The organism is Caulobacter sp. GW821-FHT10F06 (assembly GCF_058809215.1).
Genome location: NZ_JBXASK010000009.1, coordinates 171430 through 195898, shown reverse-complemented (window position 1 = coordinate 195898; position 24469 = coordinate 171430). Strand labels below are relative to the sequence as shown.

Sequence of the window (24469 nt, the reverse complement as noted above, 5' to 3'; positions counted from 1 at the left end):
CCCCGTCGGGGTCTCTTTTGATGAACGACACGCCTTTCAGCGACGCCGAGCGCCGCTTGACGCTCGGCGCGCTGATGATCGTCTTCCTGCTCAGCGCGCTGGACCAGACCATCGTCTCGACGGCCATGCCTCGCATCATCAGCGAGTTGCATGGCCTGACGCTGTATTCGTGGGTCACCACCGCCTACCTGCTGACCTCGACGGTGATGGTGCCGATCTGGGGCAAGCTGGGCGACATCTACGGCCGCAAGCCGATCCTGGTGATCGGCATCTCGATCTTCCTGGTCGGGTCTTGGCTTTCCGGCCTGTCCGGAGAGTTCGGGCCGATCCTGGGCGTCAGCGGCATGGTGCAGCTGATCGTCTTCCGCGCCTTGCAAGGCATCGGCGGCGGGGCGTTGTTCACCACCGCCTTCGCCATCATCGCCGACCTCTATCCGCCGCGCGAGCGAGGCAAGTTCGCCGGCATCTTCGGTTCGGTGTTCGGCCTGGCCAGCGTGCTGGGCCCGCTGATCGGTGGCTATTTCACCGACCACGGCACGGTGCAGATCGGAACCCACACGGTGGCCGGCTGGCGCTGGGTGTTCTACGTCAACCTGCCGCTCAGCCTGCTGTCGCTGTTCATGGTCATCGTCAAGATGCCGGCCCTGCCGCACAAGCGCTCGGGCAAGATCGACTTCGTGGGCGCGGCTCTGCTGATCGCCGCCTTCGTGCCGCTGCTCCTGGCGCTGAGCCTGGGCGGCCACAGCTTCGCCTGGAGTTCGCCGCAGAGCCTGGGCCTGTTCGCCCTGGCGGCGGTGTCCCTGGCGCTGTTCATCGTGGTCGAGACCCGCTTCAGCAATCCGATCCTGCCGCCGCACCTGTTCAAGAACCGCACCTTCTCCAGCGCCAACCTGGCCGGGTTCCTGATCTCCATGGCCTTCATGGGCGTGGTGATGTTCCTGCCGCTCTATCTGCAGCTGGGCATGGGCGTGGCGGCCACCACCAGCGGCCTGACCATGCTGCCCCTGATGGGCGGTCTGATCGTGGGCAGCACCATCTCCGGCCAGCTGGTCACCAAGACCGGCCAGTACAAGCCGTTCATGCTGGGCGGCGTCACCGTGCTGCTGGTGGGGGTCAGCCTGCTGGCCTTCTTCCTGGGCAAGGTCAGCCTGCCGGTGCTGTGCGGCCTGCTGCTGGTGGTCGGCGTGGGCCTGGGTCCCGGCCAGAGCCTGTTCAACATCGCCACCCAGAACGCCGTCGAGCCGCGCGACATCGGCGTGGCCACCAGCTCCAACCAGTTCTTCCGCCAGATCGGCTCGACGGTCGGCGCGGCCCTGGCCGGAGCCCTGCTGACCCATCGCCTGGCCGCTCAGGGCGGGTCGATGGACCTGGGCGCGCTGCAAGGCATGGCGGTCGAGGCCGCCGCCAGCGGCCGTCACGGCGCGGTGGACCCCGCCCTGCAGAACGCCCTGATCCAGGCCGTGCGCGGCGTGGTCGAGGCCGGAGCCCTGGTGGTGCTGGCCGGGCTGGTGGTGATCCTGTTCATCCCCGCCCTGCCCCTGCGCTCGCGCATGCCGACGGCCGCGCCGGTGCTGGTCAAGGACGAGCCGCCGACGATCTGACGGCTGCAAAAGGATTGTCATCCCGGGCGAAGCGCAGCGCAGACCCGGGACCATGGCATGCGCTGGCGCTTCCTGCGGTCCCGGCTCGGCGCGCTTCGCGCTTGGCCGGGATGACAAGGATTTTGCGGAATAGCGGTCCTACAAAAAGCTGTAGGGATCGATGTCGATCACGACCCGCACGGAGTTCGGGACCTTGGCCCGCGCCCGCCAGGCGCTCATGAAGCCCTGAAGGTCCACCGTGCGGTCGGCCCGCACCAGGAACCGCTTGCGACGCCGCCCGCGCACCAGCGACAGCGGCGCGTCGGCCGGGCCGAACACCTCCACCCCTTCGGCGTTGGGAATGACCGCCGCCAGCGCCTCGACATAGGTGTCCAGGGCCGCGCCGTCGGGACCCGAGGCGATCACCGCCGCCAGGCGTCCGAAGGGCGGCAGGCCGGCCTCTTCCCGCATCCGCAGCTCGGCCTCGACGAAGGCGTCGCGGTCCTGGGCCTTCAGGGCCTGCAGCACCGCATGGTCGGGGGTGTAGGTCTGCAGCATGGCCCGCCCCGGCTTCTCGTGCCGTCCGGCCCGGCCGGCCGCCTGGGCCAGGAGCTGGAAGGTCCGCTCGCCGGCCCGCAGGTCGCCGCCGCGCAGGCTGAGGTCGGCGTCGACCACGCCCACCAGGGTCAGGTTGGGGAAATTGTGGCCCTTGGCGGCCGCCTGGGTGGCGACCAGGATGTCGATTTCGCCGGCCGCCATGCTGTCGACCAGCGCCCGCGCCCCGGCCGCGTCCATCACCGTATCGGACGAGAACACCGCGATGCGGGCGTGGGGGAACAGATAGCGCGCCTCCTCCTCGACCCGCTCCACCCCGGGGCCGATCGACACGAGCGAGTCCTTGGCCCCGCAGTGCGGACAGGCCTCGGGCTTCTTCATCGAGAAGCCGGTCAGGTGGCACACCAGGCGGCCGGTGTAGCGGTGCTCGACCAGCCAGCTGTCGGTGTCGGGCGAGCGCATCTTCTCGCCGCAGGCCTTGCACAGCACCAGCGGCGCATAGCCCCGGCGATTGAGGAACAGCATCGACTGCTCGCCCCGCTCCAGGGTCACGGCCATGGCCTTGATCAGCGGCTTGGACAGCCAGCGCCCGGGCTCGGGCGGGGTCTCGCGCATGTCGATCAGGCTGATGTCGGGCAGCTGGGCCGCGCCGTGCCGCGCGCCCAGCCGCAGCCAGCGGTAGCGGCCGGCATGGGCGTTGAACAGGCTCTCCAGCGACGGCGTCGCCGAGGCCAGCACCACCAGCGCGCCCTCGATCTTGGCGCGGGCCACAGCCAGGTCGCGGGCCTGGTAGATGAAGCCCTCTTCCTGCTTGAACGAGCTGTCGTGCTCCTCGTCGACCACGATCAGCCGCAGCTTGCGGAACGGCAGGAACAGGGCCGAGCGGGCCCCGACCACGATCCGCGCCCGGCCGCTGGCCACGCCTTCCCAGACCCGCCGGCGCTTGGGCGGGGCGACGCCGGAGTGCCACTCGGCCGGCACGGCGCCGAACCGGGCCTCGAAGCGCATCATCACCGCCTGGGTCAGGGCGATCTCGGGCAGCAGGATCAGGACCTGACTATCGGGATCTTCGGCGAGGGCGGCGGCCACGGCCTCCAGATAGACCTCGGTCTTGCCCGAGCCGGTGACGCCGTCCAGCAGCGCCGCCTGGAAGCCGCCCTGGCCGAGCATCTCGGTCAGCACGTCGGCGCTGGCCTGCTGGCTGGGATTGAGCGACTGCGGCGGCAGCGACAGGTCGGGCGCCGGGAAACTGTTGTCGGCCTCGACCAGTTCCAGCGCCAGCGCGCCCTCGTCGACCAGCCCCTTGACGACCCCCGCCGAGACGCCGGCCGCGTTGGCCAGGGCCGCGCCCGACATCGGCCCGGCTTGCGCGGCGGCCAGCACCTTCAGGCGCGCGGGCGTCATGCGCCCGGGCTGGGTTCCGGTGAGCACCAGCACCTTGTCGGGCTTGGGCGGCGGATGGCGCAGGCCGCGCAGGGCCATGGCCAGGGGCCAGCCGGGAACGTCGACCGAATAGCGCGCCGCCCAGTCGATGAAGGTCAGCACGCCCGGCGGCAGGGACGGATCGTCGAGCCTTTCCAGAACCGGCTTCAGCGGCCGGTTGCCGCCGGTCCCGTCGCGCAGGGCGGTGACCACGCCGCGAATCACGCGAGGCCCCAGAGGGACGGTGACGTGGTCGCCCAGTTCGAGCCCCAGCCCCTCGGGCTCGGCGTAGTCGAAGGCCTCCGGCAGCGGCATGGGCAGAAGAACGGAAGCGATGCGCGGCATGGGAATCAGCTTCTGCCGCGAAAGTCGGTCCGGGTCGAGATGATGCGTCGTCGCGCACCGCAAGCCGGCGTTAACCGATAATGGGTTTGATGTTCGCCTCTGAGTGGATTTTCCGGTGGGCGGAGCAGAAGACCATGAGCGATGCGACCCAAGCCTTGAAGCAGCCCGTCGACCCCGAGGTCGTCCGCGCCTTCCTGCGCACCGAGCCCGATTTCCTGCGCGATGATTCCGGCCTGCTGGGCGAACTGGGCCTCCGCGTCGACGGCGGCAACGTCATCGATTTCGGCCCCGCCGCCCTGGCCCGCGCCTCGGCCGCCCATCAGCGCGAGGCCCATGTGCGTCGCGAGATCGAAGCCACCGCCCGCGCCAATTTCTCGGCCCAGGCCCAGACCCACGCGGCGGTCATCGACCTGCTGGACGCCCGCAACCATTCCGACCTCGCGCGCCGCGTCGACGAAATGGCCGCCCTGCGCTTCAACCTGACCACCGGCGTCATCGTGCTGGAAGGCCCGGGCCGCGTGCCGGCCGGCTGGCACGCCCTGATCGAGGGTCAGGTCGACATGCTGATGGGCGAGCACGCCGTGGCGCGCATGGGCTTCTACGCCCCGGCCCTGGGCCTGTTCGGCGACAAGCTGGACCACATCCGCAGCATGGCCATCGTCCGCCTGGCCCTGTGGGAGCCGTCGCGCCAGGGCATCCTGGCCTTTGGCTCGAGCGATCCCGAAGCCTTCACGCCCGACATGGGCTCGGACCTGGTGGCCTTTCTGGCCCGCGTCGTCGAGCGCACCGCCGAGCGCTGGCCGATTCTGTGATTTTCCTCCTCCCCTGTGAAACGGGGGAGGTGGCGCGGCGCTATCGGCGCCGTGACGGAGGGGGCGTCGTCGCTCCAGCCGTCTTGCGCCGCAGCGCCCCCTCCACCACCATTCGGCGGTCACCCTCCCCCGCTCCGCGGGGGAGGAGATGAGCGGCGCCGTCAGCGGCCGCCAGGCCCTCGCCGCCTGGCTGGAGCATCTGACCCACGAGCGGCGGGCCTCGCCGCGCACCGTGCGGGCCTATGGCGACAACGTCGTGGCCTATCTGAACTTCCTGGAGCGCCATCGCGGCGAGACCGTCTGGCTGACCGACCTCGGCGCGATCACCGCCGCCGAGCTGCGGGCCTATCTGGCCTTTCGTCGGCAGGGCGAGGACGGCCTGGCCCCGCGCTCGCTGTCGCAGAGCCTGTCGTCGATCCGCGCCTTCCACCGCTTCCTCGACCAGCGCTTCGACACCCCCAACGCCCTGATCGACCTCGTGCGCGGCCCGCGTCTGAAGGTCGGCCTGCCGCGTCCGGTGACCGAGGAACAGGCCCGCGACCTGCTGGCCGAGACCGCCGACACCGACCGCGAGGACTGGGAAGTCGCGCGCGACGAGGCGGTGCTGACCCTGCTCTGGGGCTGCGGCCTGCGGATCTCCGAAGGCCTGTCGCTGCTGCGCCGCGACGCGCCCCTGGCCGAAACCCTGCGCATCACCGGCAAGGGCGGCAAGACCCGCATCGTGCCGGTGCTGGACGCCGTGCGCGAGGCCGTCGACGCTTATGTCGCCGTGCTGCCCTTTGTGCTGGCGCCCGATGAGCCGCTGTTCCGCGCCAAGCGGGGCGGACCGCTGTCGCCGCGCCACGTCCAGGCTCTGGTGCAGCTGTTGCGCGGCCGTCTGGGCCTGTCGGACCGGGTGACGCCGCACGCCCTGCGTCACGCCTTCGCCACCCACCTGCTGGGGGCCGGAGCCGACCTGCGCTCGATCCAGGACCTGCTGGGCCACGCCTCGCTGTCGACCACCCAGCGCTATACCGAGGTCGACGCCGCCGGTCTGATGGCCGCCTACGCCAGGGCGCATCCCCACGCCTAGCTCCACCGCAGGTCGTCGCCGCTGTGACATCCTGTCGCGTCAACCCTAACAAAATCACAGAATTAACTGCGTTTTTACTGCGCCTGACCCTTTTGGAGATGAGAGCCGAAGCATGTCCGCCGTTTGGCGACGCGACGGAAAACGGGGTTAGCGATGACGTTCGACGATCTGAAGATTTCGACCAAGGTGGCCTTGCCGGCCGTGATCCTCACCGTGGTGGCGCTGTCCATCACCGGTGTGGGCGCCTGGCAAGCCCGCAAGTCCGAAGCCGCCACCAAGATTCTCGTCGAGCAGCGCGCGCCGGCCGAGCTGGAAAGCTCGCGCTTCAACCGTCGCATCACGGCCATCGGCTATGCGGCCTATCGCACCGTCTCGAACGACGGCGCCTCGGCGGAAGCCAAGGAAGCCAGCGACGAGATCGACAAGGCCTACAAGGAAGCCAAGGAGAACCTGGCCAACGTCAAGGCGGCCGATCCGGCCGCCGCCAAGACGATCGCCGGTTTCCAGACCCGTCTGGACGGCATCTATTCCAGCGGCCGCCAGGGCGCGGACCTGGGCCTCCAGAACGCCGGCGAAGCCGCCAAGATGGTGATGGCGGTCATCGACCCCGACATCGCCAGCCTCAGCAAGGACGTCAGCGCCTATACCAACAAGCACAATGACGAGACCAAGGCGATGGTGGCCAAGGCCGCCAATGAATCGGCCACTGGCTCGCTGATGAGCATCCTGTTCGGCCTGATCGCCTCGGCCGCCGCCATGGTCTTCGCCCTGTGGATCGGCCGCTCGAAGATCTCGGCCCCGCTGAGCAACCTGTCCAAGACCATGGAGACCCTGGCCCAGGGTTCGGTGGACGTCGACGTGGTCGGCGCCCAGCGCAAGGACGAGGTCGGCGCGATGGCCCGCTCGGTCCAGGTGTTCAAGGACAACGCCCTGGCCCTGCGCACGGCCGAAGCCGCCCAGCAGCGCGCCAGCGCCGAGACCGAAGCCGAACGCCGCCGCAACCAGGAAGCCGCCGCGGCCGCCGCTCGCGAGCAGGCCTTCGTCATGGAAAACATCGCCACCGGCCTGACCCGTCTGGCCGAAGGCGACCTGACCTACCGCGTCGACCAGGAATTCCCCGAGGCCTACAAGCGCCTGCAGAATGACTTCAACGGCGCCATCACCCAGATGGAAGAGGCGATGCGCACCATCGTCACCGCCGCCAGCAGCATTGGCGCGGGCTCCGACGAGATCGCCTCGGCCGCCGACGACCTGTCGCGCCGCAGCGAGCAGCAAGCCGCCAGCCTGGAAGAAACCGCCGCCGCCCTGGACGAGATCACCGCCACGGTGAAGCGTTCGTCGGCCGGCGCCGTCGAGGCCTCGCGCGTCGTCACCTCGACCCGCGCCGACGCCGAACGCTCCAGCGTTGTCGTCCGCAGCGCCGTCGACGCCATGAACCAGATCGAGAAGTCGTCGCAGTCGATCAGCCAGATCATCGGCGTCATCGACGAGATCGCCTTCCAGACCAACTTGCTGGCCCTGAACGCCGGCGTCGAAGCGGCTCGCGCCGGTGAAGCCGGCCGTGGTTTCGCGGTCGTCGCCCAGGAAGTTCGCGCCCTGGCCCAACGCTCGGCCGACGCCGCCAAGGAGATCAAGACCCTGATCTCGTCCTCGACCCAACAGGTCAGCCAGGGCGTGTCGATGGTCGGTCAGACCGGCGAGGCGCTGCAGGCCATCGTCAACAAGGTCAGCGAGATCGACGGCCTGGTCAGCGAGATCGCCGCCTCGGGCTCGGAACAGGCCACCGGCCTCAACCAGGTCAACGCCGCCGTCAACCAGATGGACCAGACCGTCCAGCAGAACGCGGCCATGGTCGAGCAATCGACCGCCGCCAGCCACTCGCTGAAGGGCGAGGCCGGCAACCTGATGCAGATGATCTCGCGCTTCCAGGTCAACGGCGCCGGCGCCTCGACCTCGGCCCGCGCTCCGGCCCGTCGTCCGGCCGCTCCGGTCACGCGTCCAACCCTGCAGCCGGCCACCTCGGCCAGCCGCCCGGGCGCCAATCCGGTCAAGGCCGCCCAGGCCAAGCTCGCCGCCTTCGCCGGCTCGGCCAAGGCCCAACCGTCGAGCGACGACTGGGAAGAATTCTAAGTTTGTAAGCGTAAGCGCCCCACCCCCTCATGGGGCGTTCCTCCCCTGAAAACGACTAAGCCCCGCCGGACGCACCGGCGGGGCTTTTTTCATTTCATCGGGGTCGGGACGCCGCAGCCTTCGACCATGCGGATCACCGCATACTGGCCCATGGGCGCTCGCTCGCCGCCGCGCCGGGGCTTGGACCGGGTCTGGTCGTCCCTAGCGGGCGTGACGCTGGCCCTGTCGCAGCGGCCATAGGGATTGACCCAGGGCCGTGTCCGCTCGACCAGCGCCGGCGTCGAAGGCGAAGCCTCGGCGGGCGCGGCCTGGAGCGCGACGGCGAGCAGGAACGCGCCCAGCATGTCTAGCGTCCGACGTTGAAGCGGACCGTCGACGACACCGGACAGCCGTCCACCATTCGCAGCACGGTCAGGGTGTGGTTCGCCTGCGGCAGGTCGCCCAGCGGCGCGACCTTGGCCAGGACCGAGGTGTCCGGCTCACGCGCCCGCTGCACGCCCGACTCGCCGCACCAGGCTGGCGCGGACGAGATCGCCGGGGCCTCGGTCTTCCAGGCATAGGTCCGGGTCTTCTCGACGCGCCCGGCGCCGGGCGGAGGCGGGAACAGCCGAAACGTCCGCTCGGCCGGCTCCGGCGCCGTCCATCCATAGACGCGCTCGGCGCTGCGCGCCTGGGGCGGGTTCACGACGAGCGGAGGACCGGCGCTATAGGCGGCGGCGAGCAGCAAGGCGGACAAAAGCATGGCGGGGCTCCGTTCCCGAAACCCCGCCACTCTACGTCCGATTGATCGAACGCCGCTATCTAATTTTCAGGCCGAAGACTAGGCCTGGGTGATCCAGCCCTCGACGCCCATGGCCGCCTGGCGCATGGCCTCCGAACGGGTCGGGTGCGGGTGGCAGGTGCGGGCGACATCTTCCGACGAACCGCCGAACTCCATGGCCACGCAGAACTCGGCGATCATGTCGCCGACGTTCGGACCCACCGCGTGGACGCCCAGGATGCGGTCGGTCTTGGCGTCGGCCAGAACCTTCACCTGGCCTTCGCTCTCGTGGTTGATCTTGGCGCGGCTGTTGGCCAGGAACGGGAACTTGCCGACCTTGTAGGCGACGCCCGCGGCCTTCAGTTCTTCCTCGGTCTTACCCACGGTGGCGACTTCCGGCTTGGTGTAGATCACGCCCGGAATGATGTCGTAGTTCACGTGGCCCGCCTTGCCCGCGATCAGCTCGATGCAGGCGATGGCCTCGTCCTCGGCCTTGTGGGCCAGCATCGGCCCTGAGGTCACGTCGCCGATGACCCAGACGCCGTCGACGCCGGTCTTGTAGTGGTTGTTGGCGATCACGCCGCGCTTGTCGGGAACGATGCCGACCGTGTCCAGGCCCAGGCCGACCGTGTACGGACGACGGCCGATGGCGACCAGCACGTAGTCGGCCGACAGGGTCTGGGCCTCGCCGCCGGCGACGGGCTCGAACGTCAGGTCCACGCCCTTGGCCGAGGTCTTGGCGCCGGTGACCTTGGCGCCCAGCTGGAACTTGAAGCCCTGCTTGGCCAGCGACTTCTGGAACACCTTGGCGGTCTCGTCGTCCATGCCCGGGACGATGCGGTCCAGATATTCGACCACGGTGACGTCCGCGCCGAGGCGACGCCACACCGAGCCGAGCTCCAGGCCGATGACGCCGGCGCCGATGATGATCATCGTCTTGGGCACTTCCGGCAGCGACAGCGCGCCGGTCGAGTCGACGATGCGCTTGTTGTCGACGTCCACGCCCGGCAGCGGGGTGGGCTCCGAGCCGGTGGCGATGACGATGTTCTTGGTCTCAAGGGTGGTTTCCGAACCGTCGTCGGCCTTCACGACCACCTTGCCGGCGCCGGCGATGCGGCCCCAGCCTTTGACGTAGTCGACCTTGTTCTTCTTCATCAGGAACTCGACGCCCTTGGTCAGGGCTTCGACGCTGTCGGCCTTCTGGGCCATCATCTGCGGCAGGTTCAGCTTGGGCTTCACCTCGATGCCCAGCTTGGCGAACTCGCCGCCGACGGCCGCCTCATAATATTCCGAAGCGTGCAGCAGGGCCTTGGAAGGCATGCAGCCCACGTTCAGGCAGGTGCCGCCCAGCTTGCCGCGACCTTCGATGATGGCGGTCTTCAGACCCAGTTGGCCCGCGCGGATCGCCGCGTTGTAGCCGCCGGGACCGCCCCCGATGATGACGACGTCGTACTGAGCCATGGATCTTCGCCTTGAGGACGCGCCGGAAGCGGCGCCGGACAGAATATGGGGCCTCGCCGGCCACAATGTCAGACCTTCGGAGGCGCGTGTTCCTTAGAGCGCGCGCGCCGAAAACGGAACCCGCTTTCGACGTCCGCGCCCTTGGAAAGCCAGCAGATCCGGCCTTTTGCGTCAGTCTGCAGGCTGGGCGCCGCCACGACGCTCGACCAGCCACACCAGCGCGCCGATGACGGCCATGATCCCCAGGATCATGTAGTCGGACTGCTTCTGCTCCGGCGGGAAGGTGGCGTCATAGGCCGGGCCCTGCATCCACAGCCAGCCCAGGACGTCCAGGACATAGGCGACGGCGAAGACCAGGGCCGCCCGTCCCTGACGCCGCGCCAGCCGATAGGCCGTGACGAAGAACAGGATGACGGCCGCCCACCACAGCGCAACCTGCGGCCAGGACAGCGAGTCCATCAACGCGCCGTGGGACTTCACCATCTCGGGCAGCTTCAGCAGATGCAGCTTGTGCAGCAACGTGAAGCTCGCCGGCATGGCGCTCATCAGGGCGTACAGGGTGATGGCGACGACCAGCAGCCAGCGCAGGTACTTCATGAAAGCCTCCCCAGGTTTTGGCGGAGCCTAGACCCGGAGGACGGGCGGTCGCAACTTTCCAACTCGGAAAGTTGCCACTTGACGATCTGGAAAGTCACGAATAGCTTTCCAATATGGAAAGTGAGAACCTCGACATGGTCCGAAACGAAGACGCCGCCCGCATGCTGGCGGAAATCGAAGCCGCCAACGTGCAGATGGCCCAGAGGGCGCGCGCGCCGCGCTGGTACCATCCGGTGCTGGGCCTGCTGGCCGGCGGTTATGTCGCGGTGCAGGCCGCGCCCAGTCCGCAGCGGCTGATCTATTTGCCCATCTTCCTCGGTGCGATCGCCCTGATGGTCCGGGCCTATCGCCGCAAGACCGGCCTGTGGGTCAACGGCTGGCGCGCCGGGCGCACGCGCCGGGTGTCGATCGCCTGGATGGTGCTGTTCATGGGCGTGCTGGTGGCGGCGATGTTGCTGGAATGGCGGATGGGCGTGCGCGGCGCCTTCCTGGCCGCCGGCGCGGTGACGGCGCTCTTCACCACCGCCTATGGGTTCGTCTGGGAAGCCGCTTTCCGCCGCGACCTGAGCGACGGCGGATCGCTATGAGCGCTGCGCTGGACCCGGTGATCCACGCGCCCAACCGGTTGCAGATGTGCTGCATGCTGGCGGCGGTGGACACCATCGACTTCGCCACCATCCGCGAGGCCCTGGACGTTAGCGAGTCGGTGCTGAGCAAGCACATCAAGCTGCTCGACGACGCCGGCTATGTGCGGATCAGCAAGACCCCGTCCGACGGCCGGGTGCGCACCTGGGTGTCGCTGACGCCCGCCGGCCGCAAGGCGCTGAAGGGCCACCTGGCGGCGCTGAAGACGATGATGGCCGCGGCTGCGGGCCTGGAGACCTGAAGGCTGGACATCGGCGCGCGGCTCGACGAGGTTGCGCGCCCTTTTCCCGGACGCCTCCATGACCACCGCGCAGACCCTGGGCCTTTTGGCCGCCCTCGCCTGGCCGATCCCGATGATCGCCGCCCTGTTCCTGGTGGTCCGCACCAAGGCGCTGAAGTTCCGGCCCATCTGGGCTGTGGTCAGCTTCGTCGGCGTTGGCGCGTTCTGGATGGAGAGCGCCACCAGCAAGTGGGGCTTCATCCCCGTCGCGATCAACCTGCTGGGCCCCGGCTCGGCGCCGGGCTTCTACAAGGCCTGCGTGCCGATCGGGGCGGCGCTGGTCATCGCCCTGGTGCTGAAGATCAGAACAGCACGCGCGGGTTCATGATCCGCTTGGGGTCCAGGGCCGAGCGGATCGCCCGCAGGGTCGCGACCTCGACCGGATCCTTGTAGCTCAGGGCCTCGGCCGTCTTCATCGCCCCCAGGCCGTGCTCGGCGCTGATCGAGCCGTGCAGGTCGGCGGTGATGTCGTGGACGATCCTGGCCCCGGCGTCGCGCAGGGCGTCGTGGGCGTCGTCGTCTCCGCCGGCCGCCTTCAGCACGTCGTAGTGGACATTGCCGTCGCCGACATGGCCGAAGGCGACGATGCGCGTGCCCGGATAGGCCTCGGCGATGGCGGCGTTGGCGCGCGCGATGAAGACCGGGATCTTCGAGACCGGCACGCTGACGTCATGCTTCCAGGCCGCGCCCTCGGGCTTCTGGCCGGCCGAGTGGCCCTCACGGATATGCCAGAAGGCCTTCATCTGGGTCTCGGTCTGAGCCACGGCGGCGTCGCTGATCAGGCCGCGCTCCAGGGCCCCGGTCAGCAGCCGCTCCAGCGCCGCCTCGGCCGCCCCGGGCTCGCCGCTGGCGATCTCGATCAGCACGTACCAGGGATGGATCGACGGCAGCGGGTCGCGCAGGCCCGGCACGTTGCGCACGGTCAGCTCGAAGCCCAGCCGGCCCATCAGCTCGAAGGCCTCCACCGCGCCGCCAGTCTCGTCCTTGGCGCGGGCCAGCAGCTGGATGGCGTCTTCCGGCGAGCCCAGACCGACGATGGCCACGGCCCGCGAGGCCAGCAGGGCGTGCAGTTTCAGCGACGCGGCGGTGACCACGCCCAGCGTGCCCTCGGCCCCGATCAGCAGCTGCTTGAGATCGTAGCCGGTATTGTCCTTGCGCAGGCGCTTGAGGCCGTTCCAGATCTCGCCATTGGGCAGCACCGCCTCGAGACCCAGCACCTGCTCGCGCATCATGCCGTAGCGTAGCACCGCCGTGCCGCCGGCGTTGGTCGAGACCAGGCCGCCGATGGTGCACGAGCCTTCGGAGGCCACGCCCACCGTGAACCGCCGGCCGACGCTGGCCGCCTGGGCGTGGGCTTCGGACAGGGTGACGCCGGCTTCGAGCACCATGGCGTCGTCCAGGCCGTCGACGTCGCGCACGGCCCGCAGCTTCTCGGTCGACAGCAGGATCTCGCCGTGCGGGATCTGGCCGGCGACGAGGCCGGTATTGCCGCCCTGCGGGGTGATGGCCACGCCGTCGGCGGCGCAGATCCCGACCACGGCGGCGACCTCGGCCGTCGTGCGCGGCAGCACCAAGAGCGGCGTCTCGCCCCGCCACCGCCCGCGCCATTCCACGAGCTTGGGCTCCAGGCGATCGGGATCCTGGCTCCACCCACCCTCGCCGAGCATGGCTTTCAGGCGGGACACGACATCGGCGGGGACGGGTTTGGTCATGGGACGGGACGATACGCTTTGTGGGGCGCCCCTGTCAGTATATACTGCGGGCTATACGGAGACCGAGATGGGCATCCTGATCAAGAACCCCGACGCCGAGCGCGCGGTGCGCGAACTGGCCGAACTCACCGGCGAGAGCCTGACCACGGCGGTCGAGATCGCGGTGCGGGAGCGGCTGGCGGCCAAGCAGCAAGAAGCCCAGCCCCATCGCAAGCGCACCGTTGCGGAAATGCTGGAAGCCACCGATCGCTTTCGCAAGGCGGTCGGGCTGGACAAGCGCAAGCTCAGCGTGACCAAGGCCGACTTCGACGCCATCAACGAGATTCCCGGGCTCGACATTCGAGACGATGCTCTGTGATCGTCGTCGACGCATCCGCTCTGGTCGCCATCGGCGATCGGGAGCCGGAGGCCGAACTGTTCTTGGGCGTGATTGCCAAGGCCTCCCGAGCTGTGGCCTCACCGGCCAATATCGTCGAAGCCGGGCTTGTTCTGATTGGTCGGGACCGCTTCGACGACATCGGACAATTCAACATATGGCTCGCTGAACTGGGCGTCGAAACCTCCCCGGATACGATCGATCCCGCCGCCGTCCTGGCCGGGTATTTCCAGTTTGGGCGCGGCTATCATCGGGCGCGCCTGAACTTCGCCGACTGCTTCGCCTACGCCCTGGCCAAAACTCTTGACGCGCCGCTGCTGTACAAGGGCGACGATTTTCCTCTGACCGACGTTCGCTCGGCGCTGGACTCCTAGCCGAGCTCCGGATCCGGCACGCCTCGGATATCCCGCCAGTATTCCTCGCGGACGTCGTCGTCGATCACCGGCGCGTCGCCCGCGCCCTTGTAGAGGCGGTCGGCGCCGTCCTTGCGGGCCCGGGCGATCCAGAAGGGCTGGCCGCTTTCCAGGTCGCGAAAATTGGCCTTCAGGCCCGAGTTGCGCAGCGCTTCGAACGAGCGGCCGGCATAGTACAGCGTCTCGCCGGTCTTGGACGAACCGACCCGGCCGATGCGGGCGGGACCGTTCAGGCCCTTGGACTTGTCCTCGAGGTACATGATCTTGAATTTCATCGGCCTCTATCCCACGAACCCGGCCGCGCGTCTAAGGCGGTCATTGATCGCCTCCCCCAGACCCTCATCGGGAATGGCCGCCACCGCGATGCCGACGGGTTTCGTCCGATCGGCGGCGCGGAGAAACGAGAACAGGTTGGCCGCCGCCTCGGCCAACGAACCGGTCGGGCTGAGATTGAACACGCCCTCCCCGTCCGGCCACGGACCGAAGGCCAGGTAGGCTTCTCCGGCCTGCGGTGCGTCCGCATTGATCCGCACCGGCGCGTCCGGGGCGTAATGCAGGGCCAGGCGACCGGGCGAGCGCTTGGCGTCGTCCTGCGCTTCGGCCAGCGGACCGACGATCGCTTCCAGCTGAGCCCGGGTCACGGCGCCCGGACGCAGCAGGCGCGGCGGGCCGTCCAGCACGGCGACGACGGTGGATTCGAGGCCAACCTCGCAGGGTCCGCCGTCGAGGGCGGCGGCCGTCGCCGCACCGGTCTCGGCGAAGGCGTCGGCGAAGGTGGTAGGGCTGGGCCGACCCGAGCGGTTGGCCGAGGGCGCGACCACCGGCCCGCCGAACGCCGCCAGCACGGCGCGCGACAGCGGATGGCCCGGCACGCGGATGGCCACGGTGTCGAGGCCGGCGCGAGCCAAGTCGCACACCGCCGAGGCGTCCCTGATCGGCGCGACGATGGTCAGCGGACCCGGCCAGAACGCCTTGGCCAGGGCCAGCGCCCGATCGTCGAAATCGGCAATGCGGGCGGCGGTCTCGACATCGGCGACATGGGCGATCAGCGGATTGAAGCGCGGACGGCCCTTGGCCTCGAAGATCGCCGCCACGGCGGTCGGGTTCGAGGCGTCGGCGCCCAGGCCATAGACCGTCTCGGTCGGCAGCAGCACGAGCCCGCCGGCGGCGAGGGCGCGCGCGGCCCCCTCTATCGCCTCTAGAGAGCCTACGGCCTCTTCTTGGCCGTGATGGCGAAGCTGACCTTCACCTTCGCCGCGATCTGATCCGTGTCCGCCCATTCGCCCTGTCCGACCCCGAACGTCGTCCGGTCGAGGGTGGTTACACCGCGCGCCGTGGCCGTGTCGCCGTCGATCTTCAGCGTGAAGGGCAGGCTCAGCGGCTTCTTGACGCCGCGCAGGTCCAGGGTTCCGTCGGCGACGAACTTGCCCTCGCCGGTCTTGCGGAACCGGGTCGCGCTGAAGGTCGCCTTCGGATGGGTGGCGACGGCGAAGAAATCGTCGCCCGGCAGGCTGGCGTCGCGCTGGTCGTCGCCGGTCGAGGCCGAGCCCATGTCGATCGACACCGTCAGCTTGGAGCGGTCCAGGGCCTCGGGCGAGAACAGGATGTCGGCGGTCCAGCGCTTGAAGGTCCCCTGCAGGGGCTCGCCCGACCAGGCGGCCGTGAAGCCCAGGGTCGAGCTCTTGGCCACGGTCCAGGCGACAGGGTCCTTCAGGGCGGTGTCGGCGGCCGGCAGCGCGGCGTCGGTCGCAACCGGCAGGGTCGCGACCGGGGCGCCATTCGAGGCGGCGACGGCGGGCGTGGCGGGGGCCTCGGGCTCAGCCGGTTCTTCGGCGACCGCCGGAGCGGCCTTGGGCTTGACGGCCGGGGCGTAGAGATAGCCTGCGGCGACCACGGCGATCAGGCCGGCGGCGGCCAGCCAGGCGCGCGGCTCCTTGAAGCCGGGCTTGGCGCCAGGGGCCATGTGGCCGAGCACCTCGTCCTTGTCGAGGATCTGGTGCTTGGCCACCGCGCCCAGGTGCAGCAGCAGCAGCAGGTAGGTCAGCTTGACCAGAAGGCCGTGGCCGATCTCGCCGATCTCGTGCCAGACGTGCTTGGCGGCCGGCGCCAGGTCGGGGAGCAGCGGCAGGTGCGGCCAGGGCACCGTCCCGTACAGCAGGGTCGGGATGTTGATGCGGCTGGCCGAGACCAGGATCCAGCCCGTCAGCGGCAGGCCGATCATGATGACGTAGAAGCCCGCGTGCACGACGTGCGAAGCGATCCGCTCCCAGTTCGGTTGACCTTCCGGCGGCGGCGGCGACTTGTGGGTCAGCTTCCACGCCAGCCGGAACAGGCTGAGCAGCAGGATCGTGATGCCGATCGACTTGTGCAGCTGGAAGATGGCGTAGGTCGTGGGCGAGCCCTTGGGCCCGTCGCCCATGCGCCAGCCCAGGATGATCTGGAAGATGATGGCCGCGGCGATCAGCCAGTGGATGATGATCGCCACCGTGGTGTAGCGCGTCCGCGTCGCGGCCATGGAAGTCTCCGGATATCCCTATGGTCGGCCCGACCGCCGTGCGTGACGACCGGGCCAACTTGCAATCTAGAAGCCTGGCGACGGGCTTCCACTTCAAACTGTCGCCAGCTTGAGCAGAAAGCCGTCTCGCCGACTACTTCTTGTCGAACTCGACCTCGATATTCAGGGTCACGTCGTCCGAGATCAGCGGCACGTACTTGGAGACGCCGAAGTCGGAACGCTTGATCGTGGTCGAGGCCGAGAAGCCGGTCTTGACGCTGAGCGGGACGAAACCGCTGCCCACGCCATTGAAGGTGACGTCCAGCACGGCCGGCTTGGTCACGCCGTGGATGGTCAGGTCGCCGGTCACCTTGCCGGTGTGGCCGTCGCCCACGTCGACCGAGGTCGAGACGAAGGTGATGGTCGGGAACTTGGCGGCTTCCAGCCAGCCGTCGCCAGCCAGTTCCTTGTTGAACTTCAGGCCGAAGGCGTCGCCGCCGGTGGCGGTGTCGATCGAGGCCGGGTCGACGGTCACGTTGATCTTGGCGGCTTCCGGCGCCTTGGGATCATAGGTGAACTCGGCGTCGACCTTGGTGAAGCGCAGCGTATAGTTCGAGAAGCCCATGTGCTTGAGCTTGGCGTTGACCGCCGCGTGGGTCTTGTCGAGGACGTAGTGGCCGGCCGGCAGGTCGGCGGGCTTGGTCGAGTTGACGCCCGGCGCGGCCGAGGCGGCGGACGCCGAGAGGAGCGCGGCGGCGAGCGCGGCGTAGGCGAAGGGGCGGGCCATGGGGAGGGTCTCCTAAAAGAACTGTGATTGCAGCAGTTACGGTTTCACCCAATTAGGAACTCCACCTTGCGGATAAAGGGGCGAGCGATCACGAACCCGTGATGCGTTGGACTAACTTGGCGACGCCGCGCGCCGCGCCTAAACAGAACGCCGATAACCTGGAGCCTGCACGTCCATGACCTTCCGCGCGCCCGTCCGCGACATCGCCTTTTCCCTGCGCCACGCGGCCGGCTTCGATCGCCTTTCGGACGCCTTCCCCGACGCCGACGCCGACACGGTCGCCGCGGTGCTGGAGGCGGCCGGCGTCTTCGCCGCGGACGTGCTGGCCCCGCTGAACCGCCAGGGCGACCTGGTCGGCGCGAAGCTGGAAAACGGCGTGGTCCGTTCCGCGCCCGGCTTCGCCGACGCCTACAAGCAGTTCGCCGAGGGCGGCTGGACCGGACTGGCGGCCGATCCCGCGCACGGCGGCGCGGGCCTGCCCAAGACCCTCGAGGTGGCGGTGCTGGAAATGGTCCAGGCCGCCAACATGGCCTTCGGCCTGTGCCCGATGCTGAGCCTGGGCGCGATCGAGGCCCTCGATCACCACGGCTCGGATCGCCAGAAGGCGCTCTACCTGCCCAAGCTGGTCTCGGGCGAGTGGACCGGCACCATGAACCTGACCGAGCCGCAGGCCGGTTCGGACCTGGCGGCGATCACCACCCTGGCCACCCCCGATGGCGAAGGCGGCTGGACGATCAGCGGCCAGAAGATCTTCATCACCTGGGGCGACCACGACGCCACCGACAACATCGTCCACCTGATCATCGCCCGCACGCCCGGCGCGCCTCCCGGGGTCAAGGGCATCTCGCTGTTCCTGGCCCCCAAGCACCTGGTCGACGACGACGGCAAGCCGGGCGCGGCCAACGCCATCCGCGTCGGCGGGCTGGAGCACAAGCTGGGTATCCACGGCTCGCCCACCTGCGTGATGCTGTTCGAGGGCGCCAGGGCCGAGCTGGTCGGCGAGCTGGGCTCTGGCCTGGCCCACATGTTCACGATGATGAACGCCGCCCGCCTGCAGGTCGGCACCCAGGGCGTGGCGATCGCCGAACGCGCCTATCAGCAGGCGCTGGCCTTCGCGCTGGAGCGCCGCCAGGGCCGCTCGGCCTGGACCGGCGAGAGCTCGGCCCCGCTGTTCGACCATCCCGACGTGCGCCGCACCCTGACCCTGATGAAGGCCAAGATCGAGGCGGCGCGGGGCATCTGCCTGTCGACCGCCGTCGCCGCCGACCTGTCGCGCCAGGGCGCCACCGAGGAAGACCGCAAGACCGCCAAGCTGCGCGAGGAGCTGCTGACCCCGATCGCCAAGGCCTGGTCGACGGACATCGGCGTCGAGGTGGCCTCGCAAGGCGTGCAGATCCACGGCGGCATGGGCTTCATCGAAGAGACCGGCGCGGCCCAGCACTATCGCGACGCCCGCATCGCCCCGATCTACGAAGGCACCAACGGCATCCAGGCCATCGACCTGGTTGGCCGCAAGCTGCCCATGGCCGAGGGCCAGGCCATCGCCGACCTGATGGACGACATCCGCGACACCATCGAGGTCCTGAAGACCTCGGACCTGTCGCTGATCGGCTCGCGCCTGGAAGCCGCGCTGAACGCCGCCGCCGACGCCACCGCCTGGCTGATCGAGCGCCGCGCGCGGGCCATGCCCGATGCCCTGTCGGGGGCCACGGCCTATCTGAAGCTGCTGGGCGAGGTGGTCGGCGGCTGGATGCTGGCCAAGGGCGCCCTGGCGGCGTCCGACGAGGCCGATGCGGCCTGGGGTGAGAGCAAGCGGGCCCTGGCGCGGGTCTATGCGGAGGCTGTGCTGGCCCAGGTTCCTGGGCAGGCGGCCGGCGTCACGCTGGGCGCGGCGGACTTCGCGGCGATGACGGCCGAGGTGCTGGGGGCTTAGCGGAGCGCCAAGCAAGATGCTCCCCCTTTGGGGGAGCTGTCGCGGAGCGACTGAGGGGGTCCCTCGCGGCCTATGCCGTTGAGGACCCCCTCCGGCCCTCTGGGCCACCTCCCCCACAGGGGGAGGATCTGCTCAGAAGATCCTACAGCTGACCCAGCATGTAGTCCGCCGACGACACCTTGAATTCCCCGCCCTCTTCCACGTTCAGCGTGGTCACCACGCCGTCCTTGGCGATCAACGAATAGCGCTGCGAGCGCGAGCCCATGCCGAACTTCGAACCGTCGAAGTCCAGGCCCACGGCGCGGGTGAACTCGCCGTTGCCGTCGGCCAGCAGCAGAACCTCGCCGTCGATGCCCTGGTCCTTGCCCCAGGCCTTCATCACGAACAGGTCGTTGACCGAGACGCAGGCGATGGTGTCGACGCCCTTGGCCTTCAGTTCGTCGGCCTTCTCCTTGAAGCCCGGCAGGTGCTTGGCCGAGCAAGTCGGGGTGAAGGCGCCGGGAACGGCGAACAGGGCGACGGTCTTGCCCTTGAACAGTTCTTCGGTGGTGACCGGAGCGGGGCCTTCGGCCGTGCTGGTCATGAAAGTGGCCGCCGGAAGCGTGTCGCCAACCTTGATCGTCATGGTCTTGGTCCTGTCCTTTGAGGGTGCGGTCTTCGCATATAGGGCGAAAGTCTGGCCGCCAAGGGCGAGGTTAGACTTGAAACCGTCGTCTTCCGCCCTGATCCTCTGTGCATGGACCAAGTGACCCACGACGAGGCTGATTTCCTGGCGGGTCGTCTGCTGGTGGCCATGCCGGGCATCGAGGACGAACGCTTCGAACGGGCCGTGCTCTACCTGTGCGCCCACGACGCCGAGCAGGCGATGGGCATCGCCGTCAACCGCCCGGTCGAGGGCCTGACGGTCTTCGAGCTGCTCGACAAGCTGGGCGTGCGCTCGGAGATCAAGACCCAGACCAATCTCGTCCTGATGGGCGGGCCGGTGGAGTTGGAGCGCGGTTTCGTGCTGCACACCGACGACTTCAACTCGCCGGACTCGACCGTCGAGCTGTCGGGCGGCCTGGGCCTGACCGCCACCCGCGACGTGCTGGACGCCATGGGCAGCCGCATCCGCCATCCCCGCCGGGCGATCCTGGCCCTGGGCTATGCCGGCTGGGGTCCGGGGCAGCTGGAGCAGGAGGTCCGGGACAACATCTGGCTGATCTGCGACGCCGACGAGGAGCTGCTGTTCGACGACGACCATGAGCACAAGTGGACGCGGGCGTTGGCGAAGCTGGGGGTTTCGGCGGATCACCTTTCGGCGCAGGCGGGGCGGGCTTGAGGGATCGGGGGACTTGCCCCCACCTGGTCGCTTCGCGACCGTCCGCCCCCATAGGGGGCGGATAAGATCATCTTCCCCCTATGGGGGAGGAGGGCCGAAGGCCCGGAGGGGGCAAGCGGCCCCTACCCCCGCGCCTTCACCGGCGCGGCGCCGTCCACATAGGCCTCGTTGAGATAGACCTCGGCCTCCTGCGGCGACAGGGCCGGGGCGTAGCCGAAGCCCTGGCCGTAGTCGCAGCCCAGGGCCTGCAGGGCATGGGCCATCTCGGCGTTCTCGACGCCTTCGGCGACGACTTCCAGGTCCAGGTCCTGGCCCAGCTTGACCACCGAGCGGACGATCTTGGCCGAGCCCGGATTGCCGCCCATGGTGCGGACGAAATAGCGGTCGATCTTCAGCGTGTCGAACGGCAGTCGCGTCAGGTACTGCAGCGACGAGAAGCCGGTGCCGAAGTCGTCCAGCGCCAGGCCGGCGCCGGCTTCGCGCAGGGTCTTGAGGATGATCGCGGCCCGCTCGGGATCGCGCATGATGTCGCTTTCGGTGACCTCGAGCTTGAGGGCCCCGCGCGGCAGATTGTTGACCTTCAGCACCTGGGCCACGTCGTTGACCAGGCCCGGACGGTCGATCTCGCCGGTCGACAGGTTGACGCTGACGGTCAGGGCGCCGACGGCCGGATGGCTGCGACGCCAGGCGGCCAGCTGCGCGCCGGCGGTGCGCATCATGTGCTCGCCCAACTCGCTCATCAGGCCCATCTCCTCCACCAGCGGGAGGAACTCGTCGGGCGGCAGCATGCCGCGACGCGGGTGCAGCCAGCGGGCCAGGGCTTCGAAGCCCGACAGCGCGCCGGTCGACAGGCGCACGACCGGCTGGAAGTAGGGGGTGATCTCGCCGCGGGCGATGGCGCCGCGCAGGTCGGCCTCCAGGGCCAGGCGCGACAGGCCGTCCGTCTCCATCGAACGGCCATAGGCGGCGGCCCCGCCGCGACCGGCCGAGGCGGCGGCCTCGACGGCCAGTTCGGCGCGGCGCAGCAGTTCGGTGGCCTCGGGCGCGTCGTCGCCGCCCTCGGCCGAAACCGCGCCGATCGACAGGGTGGGATGGATGTCGAAACCCGCCACCCGCAACGGCTGCTCCAGCGCCGTGCGGAGGATTTCGGCGGGCTCGAAACCCTTGGGCTCGCAGAGTACGGCGAACTCGTCTTCGCCAATGCGTCCCATGATCGAGCCGGCCGGGAAGGCCGCGGCCAGGCGCGAGCCCAGGGCGGCCAGAACCAGGTCGGCGCGTTCGTGACCCAGCGCCTCGTTCAGGCGGCGCAGACGATCGACGTCCGCCACCACCAGTTCGTGCACGCCGTCGCTGCGCAGGCGCTCGCGCGCCCGTGCGATGAAGCTCTTGCGGTCCAGCAGGCCGGTGAGATCGCAGCGTTCGGACGCGGCGAACTTCACTTCCGGCGCGACGACGCCGGCGGCGCGGACGCCGTCTTCCAGCCAGACGCCCCGCCAGATGCAGGTCTCGGCGCCGCGCATGCGCAAACGCGCGACGACCTCGGATCCCGGTTCGCGGAGCTTGAGCACCTCTTCGGCCTGGGCGCGGTCTTGCGGCAAGGCCAGGGCGCGGAAGGCGGCGGAGGAGCATTCTGGAGCCAGGGGCCCCAGGCCCAGCGCGCGCGCCGAGCCGTTGACGCGCAGGCGATCGGAGTCCGGCTCCCAGACCCACAGGGCCACGTCAGCCGCCGCCAGCGCCTCCAGCGTCGCTGTCGCGTCCCAAATTCGACGGTCCGTAGCCCGAAACGACATTATCGATCCCACGCCAACCTTGGCGCCCAGTATCCGTCCCCCGCGCTAGAGTCGCGCGACAAGTCCGAACAGACGATGATCTCGCCACTCGCCGTTAATTTTCAAATAAGCGCGCGCATAACCTTCCTCGGAAAAGCCGCATTTCAGCAAAAGAGCGGCCGAAGGACCGTTCTCCGGCATGCAGGCCGCTTCCAGGCGATGGAGACCCAAGCCATCGAAAGCAAAACGGATCACCGCCGCGACGGCGTCGGTCATGTGGCCCTGACGCGCGTGTTTCTGGCCGATCCAGTAGCCGATGGTCGCCGTCTGCGCGACGCCACGCCGCACGTGGAAAAGTCGCACGGCGCCGACCAGGGCGTCGTCGGACTGGCGGAACACGAAGAACGGCCAGGCTTCGCCGGTCTCCAGTTCGCGGGCATAGGCGCCCAGGCGACCCCGGAAGGCGCGACGGCCCAGGTCGTCCTCGGGCCAGGTCGGCTCCCAGGGCTCCAGGAACGGCCGCGAGGCCCGACGCAGCTCGGCCCAGGCCTTGTGGTCGGCCAGGCGCGGCGGCCGCAGATACACGCCCGCGCCCTGCAGCTTCAGGCCGGGCTTTCCTTGGAACATCCGCATCAGGGTGGGCACACGAATCCTCGGAGCGCGTCGAAGGCGCGAAAGTCGCCCCTCAGGCGGCCGCGAACAAGGCCTTCTCAAACGCCGGACCGGCCTTGAGGGCCGACTTGGCGCCGAGGATGGCGGTGGCGCAACGCCCAGACCCCAGCAGGCGTTCACCCAGCCGCGCGACATCGGCGGGAGTGACGGCGTCGACCTCGGCGGCCAGCTCGGCCGGCGGGTACAGGCGATCGAACAGCAGCACCTGGCCGGCGGCCTGCTCGGCGCGCGACAGGGGCTGCTCGCGGGCCATGAACATGTGGGCCTTCAGCTGGGCCTTGGCGCGGGCCAGCTCGCTGGGCTCGATGTGGCGGGCCAGGGCGACCAGCTGCTCGGCGCAGACCTTGGCGGTCTCGACCGCGTCGCCGGCCGCGCAGCCCGCATAGATCCCCAGCGCGCCGTGGTCGGCGTAGGTGTCGGAATAGGCGTCGATATTATACGCAAGGCCGCGCTTCTCGCGGGCCTCCTGGAACAGGCGCGACGACATCCCGCCGCCCAGGCATTCGGCGAAGATGCGCAGGGCGAAATAGTCCTGCTCGCGCGCGCCGCAGGCCGGCAGCATGAACACCAGGTGCGACTGTTCCAGCTTGCGGACCTCGCCCTGGTGGCCGCCCACAAACGGCGCGGCCGAGGGAGTCGCGGCGCCCGGCGTGGCCGGAACGCCGCCGAAGGCGCGCTCGGCGGCGGCCAGCAGTTCGCCTTCGCTTACCGCACCCGTGGCGCTGACCACCAGCCGGTCGGCGGCGTAGAGCGCGCCGCGCCAGTCCGACAGGGCCCCGACGCTGGCGGCGTTGACGCTGTCGACCGTGCCCAGGATCGGACGGGCCACCGCGTGCTCGCCCCAGGCGGCCTTCTGGATCAGGTCGAAGACATAGTCGTCGGGCGCGTCGGCGGCCTCGGCGATCTCCTGGGCCACCACCTGCTTCTCGCGGGTCAGGTCGGCCTCGTCGAGGGTGGGCCGCAGCAGCAGGTCGGCGATGACGTCCATGCCCAGGTCCAGCCCGCCCTTCAGGGCGCGGACCTGGAAGCTGGTGCGTTCATATCCGGTGGCGGCGTTGATCGAGCCGCCCTGGCTTTCGATGACCTCAACGATGTCGCGCGAGGTCCGTGCCCCCGCGCCCTTGAACACCATGTGCTCAAGCAGGTGGGCCCAGCCCGAGCGGGGGACGTCCTCATTGGCCGCGCCGCGCCCGGCGACCACGGTCAGGGCCAGGGTCTCCAGGCCCGGCATCGGGTCGCAGACGACCCGGACGCCGTTGGGAAGGGTGGTGAGGGACGCGGTCATGCGGTTTCCTCCTCCCCTGTGAAACGGGGGAGGTGGCGCGGCGCCATC

The 24469-nt window shown here is 69.3% G+C and carries 25 protein-coding genes; 11 read left to right on the top strand and 14 right to left on the bottom strand.

Annotated features, from left to right (window positions below; genetic code table 11):
- Positions 1-20 precede the first annotated feature (20 nt).
- Complete coding sequence (locus tag AC1RUS_RS19810; protein ID WP_492918301.1) at positions 21-1601, top strand: MDR family MFS transporter; 1581 nt, start codon at positions 21-23, stop codon at positions 1599-1601.
- A gap of 138 nt (positions 1602-1739) precedes the next feature.
- Here the strand turns inward: AC1RUS_RS19810 and AC1RUS_RS19805 are convergent, their stop codons facing one another.
- A complete protein-coding gene (locus AC1RUS_RS19805) occupies positions 1740-3902 on the bottom strand; it encodes a primosomal protein N' (protein WP_492918300.1) in 2163 nt (720 codons plus the stop codon).
- A gap of 134 nt (positions 3903-4036) precedes the next feature.
- Here AC1RUS_RS19805 and AC1RUS_RS19800 point away from each other — a divergent pair, with 134 nt between their 5' ends.
- The 3 genes from AC1RUS_RS19800 to AC1RUS_RS19790 all read left to right on the top strand — a co-directional run bounded on the left by AC1RUS_RS19800 (position 4037) and on the right by AC1RUS_RS19790 (position 7916).
- A complete protein-coding gene (locus AC1RUS_RS19800) occupies positions 4037-4714 on the top strand; it encodes a DUF484 family protein (RefSeq protein ID WP_492918299.1) in 678 nt (225 codons plus the stop codon).
- 148 nt (positions 4715-4862) lie between these two features.
- On the top strand, positions 4863-5786 hold the full coding sequence (locus AC1RUS_RS19795; RefSeq protein ID WP_492918298.1) for a tyrosine recombinase XerC: 924 nt from the start codon (positions 4863-4865) through the stop codon (positions 5784-5786).
- Between the two features lie 153 nt (positions 5787-5939).
- Positions 5940-7916 (top strand): methyl-accepting chemotaxis protein, encoded by a 1977-nt coding sequence (locus AC1RUS_RS19790; RefSeq protein WP_492918297.1) that lies wholly within the window; start codon positions 5940-5942, stop codon positions 7914-7916.
- Positions 7917-8005: 89 nt separating this feature from the next.
- Here AC1RUS_RS19790 and AC1RUS_RS19785 read toward each other — a convergent pair whose 3' ends face one another.
- The 4 genes from AC1RUS_RS19785 to AC1RUS_RS19770 all read right to left on the bottom strand — a co-directional run bounded on the left by AC1RUS_RS19785 (position 8006) and on the right by AC1RUS_RS19770 (position 10734).
- The gene (locus AC1RUS_RS19785; protein WP_492918296.1) at positions 8006-8260 is read right to left on the bottom strand and encodes a hypothetical protein; all 255 of its coding nucleotides are present in this window, start codon (positions 8258-8260) and stop codon (positions 8006-8008) included.
- 2 nt (positions 8261-8262) lie between these two features.
- On the bottom strand, positions 8263-8658 hold the full coding sequence (locus AC1RUS_RS19780) for a hypothetical protein (RefSeq protein WP_492918295.1): 396 nt from the start codon (positions 8656-8658) through the stop codon (positions 8263-8265).
- Positions 8659-8736: 78 nt separating this feature from the next.
- Complete coding sequence (gene lpdA, locus AC1RUS_RS19775) at positions 8737-10137, bottom strand: dihydrolipoyl dehydrogenase (protein ID WP_492918294.1); 1401 nt, start codon at positions 10135-10137, stop codon at positions 8737-8739.
- Positions 10138-10308: 171 nt separating this feature from the next.
- The gene (locus AC1RUS_RS19770) at positions 10309-10734 is read right to left on the bottom strand and encodes a hypothetical protein (RefSeq protein ID WP_492918293.1); all 426 of its coding nucleotides are present in this window, start codon (positions 10732-10734) and stop codon (positions 10309-10311) included.
- A 134-nt stretch (positions 10735-10868) separates the two neighbouring features.
- Between AC1RUS_RS19770 and AC1RUS_RS19765 the strand changes: the two genes are divergently transcribed.
- The 3 genes from AC1RUS_RS19765 to AC1RUS_RS19755 are packed head-to-tail and all read left to right on the top strand — an operon-like array spanning position 10869 to position 11987.
- Positions 10869-11321, top strand: a complete 453-nt coding sequence (locus tag AC1RUS_RS19765; RefSeq protein WP_492918292.1) for a hypothetical protein — start codon at positions 10869-10871, stop codon at positions 11319-11321.
- Positions 11318-11620 (top strand): transcriptional regulator, encoded by a 303-nt coding sequence (locus AC1RUS_RS19760; RefSeq protein WP_492918291.1) that lies wholly within the window; start codon positions 11318-11320, stop codon positions 11618-11620. The genes AC1RUS_RS19765 and AC1RUS_RS19760 overlap by 4 nt, the downstream gene beginning before the upstream one ends.
- A gap of 58 nt (positions 11621-11678) precedes the next feature.
- Positions 11679-11987: a hypothetical protein gene (locus AC1RUS_RS19755; RefSeq protein WP_492918290.1), complete on the top strand. Its 309-nt coding sequence runs from the start codon at positions 11679-11681 to the stop codon at positions 11985-11987.
- On the opposite strand, the gene AC1RUS_RS19750 is transcribed toward AC1RUS_RS19755, so the two are convergent.
- A complete protein-coding gene (locus AC1RUS_RS19750; protein ID WP_492918289.1) occupies positions 11962-13371 on the bottom strand; it encodes an FAD-binding oxidoreductase in 1410 nt (469 codons plus the stop codon). The two genes, AC1RUS_RS19755 and AC1RUS_RS19750, sit on opposite strands and share 26 nt — an antisense overlap.
- Before the next feature lie 67 nt (positions 13372-13438).
- Between AC1RUS_RS19750 and AC1RUS_RS19745 the strand changes: the two genes are divergently transcribed.
- Positions 13439-13729, top strand: a complete 291-nt coding sequence (locus AC1RUS_RS19745) for a type II toxin-antitoxin system VapB family antitoxin (RefSeq protein ID WP_492918288.1) — start codon at positions 13439-13441, stop codon at positions 13727-13729.
- A complete protein-coding gene (locus AC1RUS_RS19740) occupies positions 13726-14121 on the top strand; it encodes a type II toxin-antitoxin system VapC family toxin (protein WP_492918287.1) in 396 nt (131 codons plus the stop codon). The genes AC1RUS_RS19745 and AC1RUS_RS19740 overlap by 4 nt, the downstream gene beginning before the upstream one ends.
- Here AC1RUS_RS19740 and AC1RUS_RS19735 read toward each other — a convergent pair.
- From AC1RUS_RS19735 to AC1RUS_RS19720, 4 genes are all read right to left on the bottom strand, one after another.
- Entirely contained in the window at positions 14118-14435 is a 318-nt protein-coding gene (locus AC1RUS_RS19735) for a 1-deoxy-D-xylulose-5-phosphate synthase (protein WP_492918286.1), read from the bottom strand. The two genes, AC1RUS_RS19740 and AC1RUS_RS19735, sit on opposite strands and share 4 nt — an antisense overlap.
- A gap of 6 nt (positions 14436-14441) precedes the next feature.
- Entirely contained in the window at positions 14442-15440 is a 999-nt protein-coding gene (locus tag AC1RUS_RS19730) for an L-threonylcarbamoyladenylate synthase (RefSeq protein WP_492918285.1), read from the bottom strand.
- Complete coding sequence (locus tag AC1RUS_RS19725) at positions 15368-16675, bottom strand: YceI family protein (RefSeq protein WP_492918284.1); 1308 nt, start codon at positions 16673-16675, stop codon at positions 15368-15370. Before AC1RUS_RS19725 ends, AC1RUS_RS19730 begins: the two co-directional genes overlap by 73 nt.
- Positions 16676-16808: 133 nt before the next feature.
- Entirely contained in the window at positions 16809-17441 is a 633-nt protein-coding gene (locus tag AC1RUS_RS19720; protein ID WP_492918283.1) for a YceI family protein, read from the bottom strand.
- A gap of 175 nt (positions 17442-17616) precedes the next feature.
- Here AC1RUS_RS19720 and AC1RUS_RS19715 point away from each other — a divergent pair, with 175 nt between their 5' ends.
- The gene (locus AC1RUS_RS19715) at positions 17617-19374 is read left to right on the top strand and encodes an acyl-CoA dehydrogenase family protein (RefSeq protein ID WP_492918282.1); all 1758 of its coding nucleotides are present in this window, start codon (positions 17617-17619) and stop codon (positions 19372-19374) included.
- Between the two features lie 142 nt (positions 19375-19516).
- On the opposite strand, the gene AC1RUS_RS19710 is transcribed toward AC1RUS_RS19715, so the two are convergent.
- The gene (locus tag AC1RUS_RS19710) at positions 19517-19999 is read right to left on the bottom strand and encodes a peroxiredoxin (protein ID WP_492918281.1); all 483 of its coding nucleotides are present in this window, start codon (positions 19997-19999) and stop codon (positions 19517-19519) included.
- A gap of 111 nt (positions 20000-20110) precedes the next feature.
- Here AC1RUS_RS19710 and AC1RUS_RS19705 point away from each other — a divergent pair, with 111 nt between their 5' ends.
- Complete coding sequence (locus AC1RUS_RS19705; RefSeq protein WP_492918280.1) at positions 20111-20695, top strand: YqgE/AlgH family protein; 585 nt, start codon at positions 20111-20113, stop codon at positions 20693-20695.
- A gap of 122 nt (positions 20696-20817) precedes the next feature.
- Here AC1RUS_RS19705 and AC1RUS_RS19700 read toward each other — a convergent pair whose 3' ends face one another.
- Genes AC1RUS_RS19700 through AC1RUS_RS19690 form a run of 3 tightly spaced genes read right to left on the bottom strand, consistent with a single transcriptional unit; the run spans position 20818 to position 24421 of the window.
- Positions 20818-22485: a putative bifunctional diguanylate cyclase/phosphodiesterase gene (locus tag AC1RUS_RS19700; protein WP_492918279.1), complete on the bottom strand. Its 1668-nt coding sequence runs from the start codon at positions 22483-22485 to the stop codon at positions 20818-20820.
- A gap of 45 nt (positions 22486-22530) precedes the next feature.
- The gene (locus tag AC1RUS_RS19695; RefSeq protein WP_492918354.1) at positions 22531-23097 is read right to left on the bottom strand and encodes a GNAT family N-acetyltransferase; all 567 of its coding nucleotides are present in this window, start codon (positions 23095-23097) and stop codon (positions 22531-22533) included.
- Between the two features lie 52 nt (positions 23098-23149).
- A complete protein-coding gene (locus AC1RUS_RS19690; protein WP_492918278.1) occupies positions 23150-24421 on the bottom strand; it encodes a M16 family metallopeptidase in 1272 nt (423 codons plus the stop codon).
- Between the last annotated feature and the right edge of the window lie 48 nt (positions 24422-24469).

Bases quoted from the DNA above. Each gene is read 5' to 3' on its own strand.
- AC1RUS_RS19810 (WP_492918301.1), top strand. From the start codon at position 21: ATGAACGACACGCCTTTCAGCGACGCCGAGCGCCGCTTGACGCTCGGC.
- AC1RUS_RS19805 (WP_492918300.1), bottom strand. From the start codon at position 3,902: ATGCCGCGCATCGCTTCCGTTCTTCTGCCCATGCCGCTGCCGGAGGCC.
- AC1RUS_RS19800 (WP_492918299.1), top strand. From the start codon at position 4,037: ATGAGCGATGCGACCCAAGCCTTGAAGCAGCCCGTCGACCCCGAGGTC.
- AC1RUS_RS19795 (WP_492918298.1), top strand. From the start codon at position 4,863: ATGAGCGGCGCCGTCAGCGGCCGCCAGGCCCTCGCCGCCTGGCTGGAG.
- AC1RUS_RS19790 (WP_492918297.1), top strand. From the start codon at position 5,940: ATGACGTTCGACGATCTGAAGATTTCGACCAAGGTGGCCTTGCCGGCC.
- AC1RUS_RS19785 (WP_492918296.1), bottom strand. From the start codon at position 8,260: ATGCTGGGCGCGTTCCTGCTCGCCGTCGCGCTCCAGGCCGCGCCCGCC.
- AC1RUS_RS19780 (WP_492918295.1), bottom strand. From the start codon at position 8,658: ATGCTTTTGTCCGCCTTGCTGCTCGCCGCCGCCTATAGCGCCGGTCCT.
- lpdA (WP_492918294.1), bottom strand. From the start codon at position 10,137: ATGGCTCAGTACGACGTCGTCATCATCGGGGGCGGTCCCGGCGGCTAC.
- AC1RUS_RS19770 (WP_492918293.1), bottom strand. From the start codon at position 10,734: ATGAAGTACCTGCGCTGGCTGCTGGTCGTCGCCATCACCCTGTACGCC.
- AC1RUS_RS19765 (WP_492918292.1), top strand. From the start codon at position 10,869: ATGGTCCGAAACGAAGACGCCGCCCGCATGCTGGCGGAAATCGAAGCC.
- AC1RUS_RS19760 (WP_492918291.1), top strand. From the start codon at position 11,318: ATGAGCGCTGCGCTGGACCCGGTGATCCACGCGCCCAACCGGTTGCAG.
- AC1RUS_RS19755 (WP_492918290.1), top strand. From the start codon at position 11,679: ATGACCACCGCGCAGACCCTGGGCCTTTTGGCCGCCCTCGCCTGGCCG.
- AC1RUS_RS19750 (WP_492918289.1), bottom strand. From the start codon at position 13,371: ATGACCAAACCCGTCCCCGCCGATGTCGTGTCCCGCCTGAAAGCCATG.
- AC1RUS_RS19745 (WP_492918288.1), top strand. From the start codon at position 13,439: ATGGGCATCCTGATCAAGAACCCCGACGCCGAGCGCGCGGTGCGCGAA.
- AC1RUS_RS19735 (WP_492918286.1), bottom strand. From the start codon at position 14,435: ATGAAATTCAAGATCATGTACCTCGAGGACAAGTCCAAGGGCCTGAAC.
- AC1RUS_RS19730 (WP_492918285.1), bottom strand. From the start codon at position 15,440: ATGGGCGGACACGGATCAGATCGCGGCGAAGGTGAAGGTCAGCTTCGC.
- AC1RUS_RS19725 (WP_492918284.1), bottom strand. From the start codon at position 16,675: ATGGCCGCGACGCGGACGCGCTACACCACGGTGGCGATCATCATCCAC.
- AC1RUS_RS19720 (WP_492918283.1), bottom strand. From the start codon at position 17,441: ATGGCCCGCCCCTTCGCCTACGCCGCGCTCGCCGCCGCGCTCCTCTCG.
- AC1RUS_RS19715 (WP_492918282.1), top strand. From the start codon at position 17,617: ATGACCTTCCGCGCGCCCGTCCGCGACATCGCCTTTTCCCTGCGCCAC.
- AC1RUS_RS19710 (WP_492918281.1), bottom strand. From the start codon at position 19,999: ATGACGATCAAGGTTGGCGACACGCTTCCGGCGGCCACTTTCATGACC.
- AC1RUS_RS19705 (WP_492918280.1), top strand. From the start codon at position 20,111: ATGGACCAAGTGACCCACGACGAGGCTGATTTCCTGGCGGGTCGTCTG.
- AC1RUS_RS19700 (WP_492918279.1), bottom strand. From the start codon at position 22,485: ATGTCGTTTCGGGCTACGGACCGTCGAATTTGGGACGCGACAGCGACG.
- AC1RUS_RS19695 (WP_492918354.1), bottom strand. From the start codon at position 23,097: ATGCGGATGTTCCAAGGAAAGCCCGGCCTGAAGCTGCAGGGCGCGGGC.
- AC1RUS_RS19690 (WP_492918278.1), bottom strand. From the start codon at position 24,421: ATGACCGCGTCCCTCACCACCCTTCCCAACGGCGTCCGGGTCGTCTGC.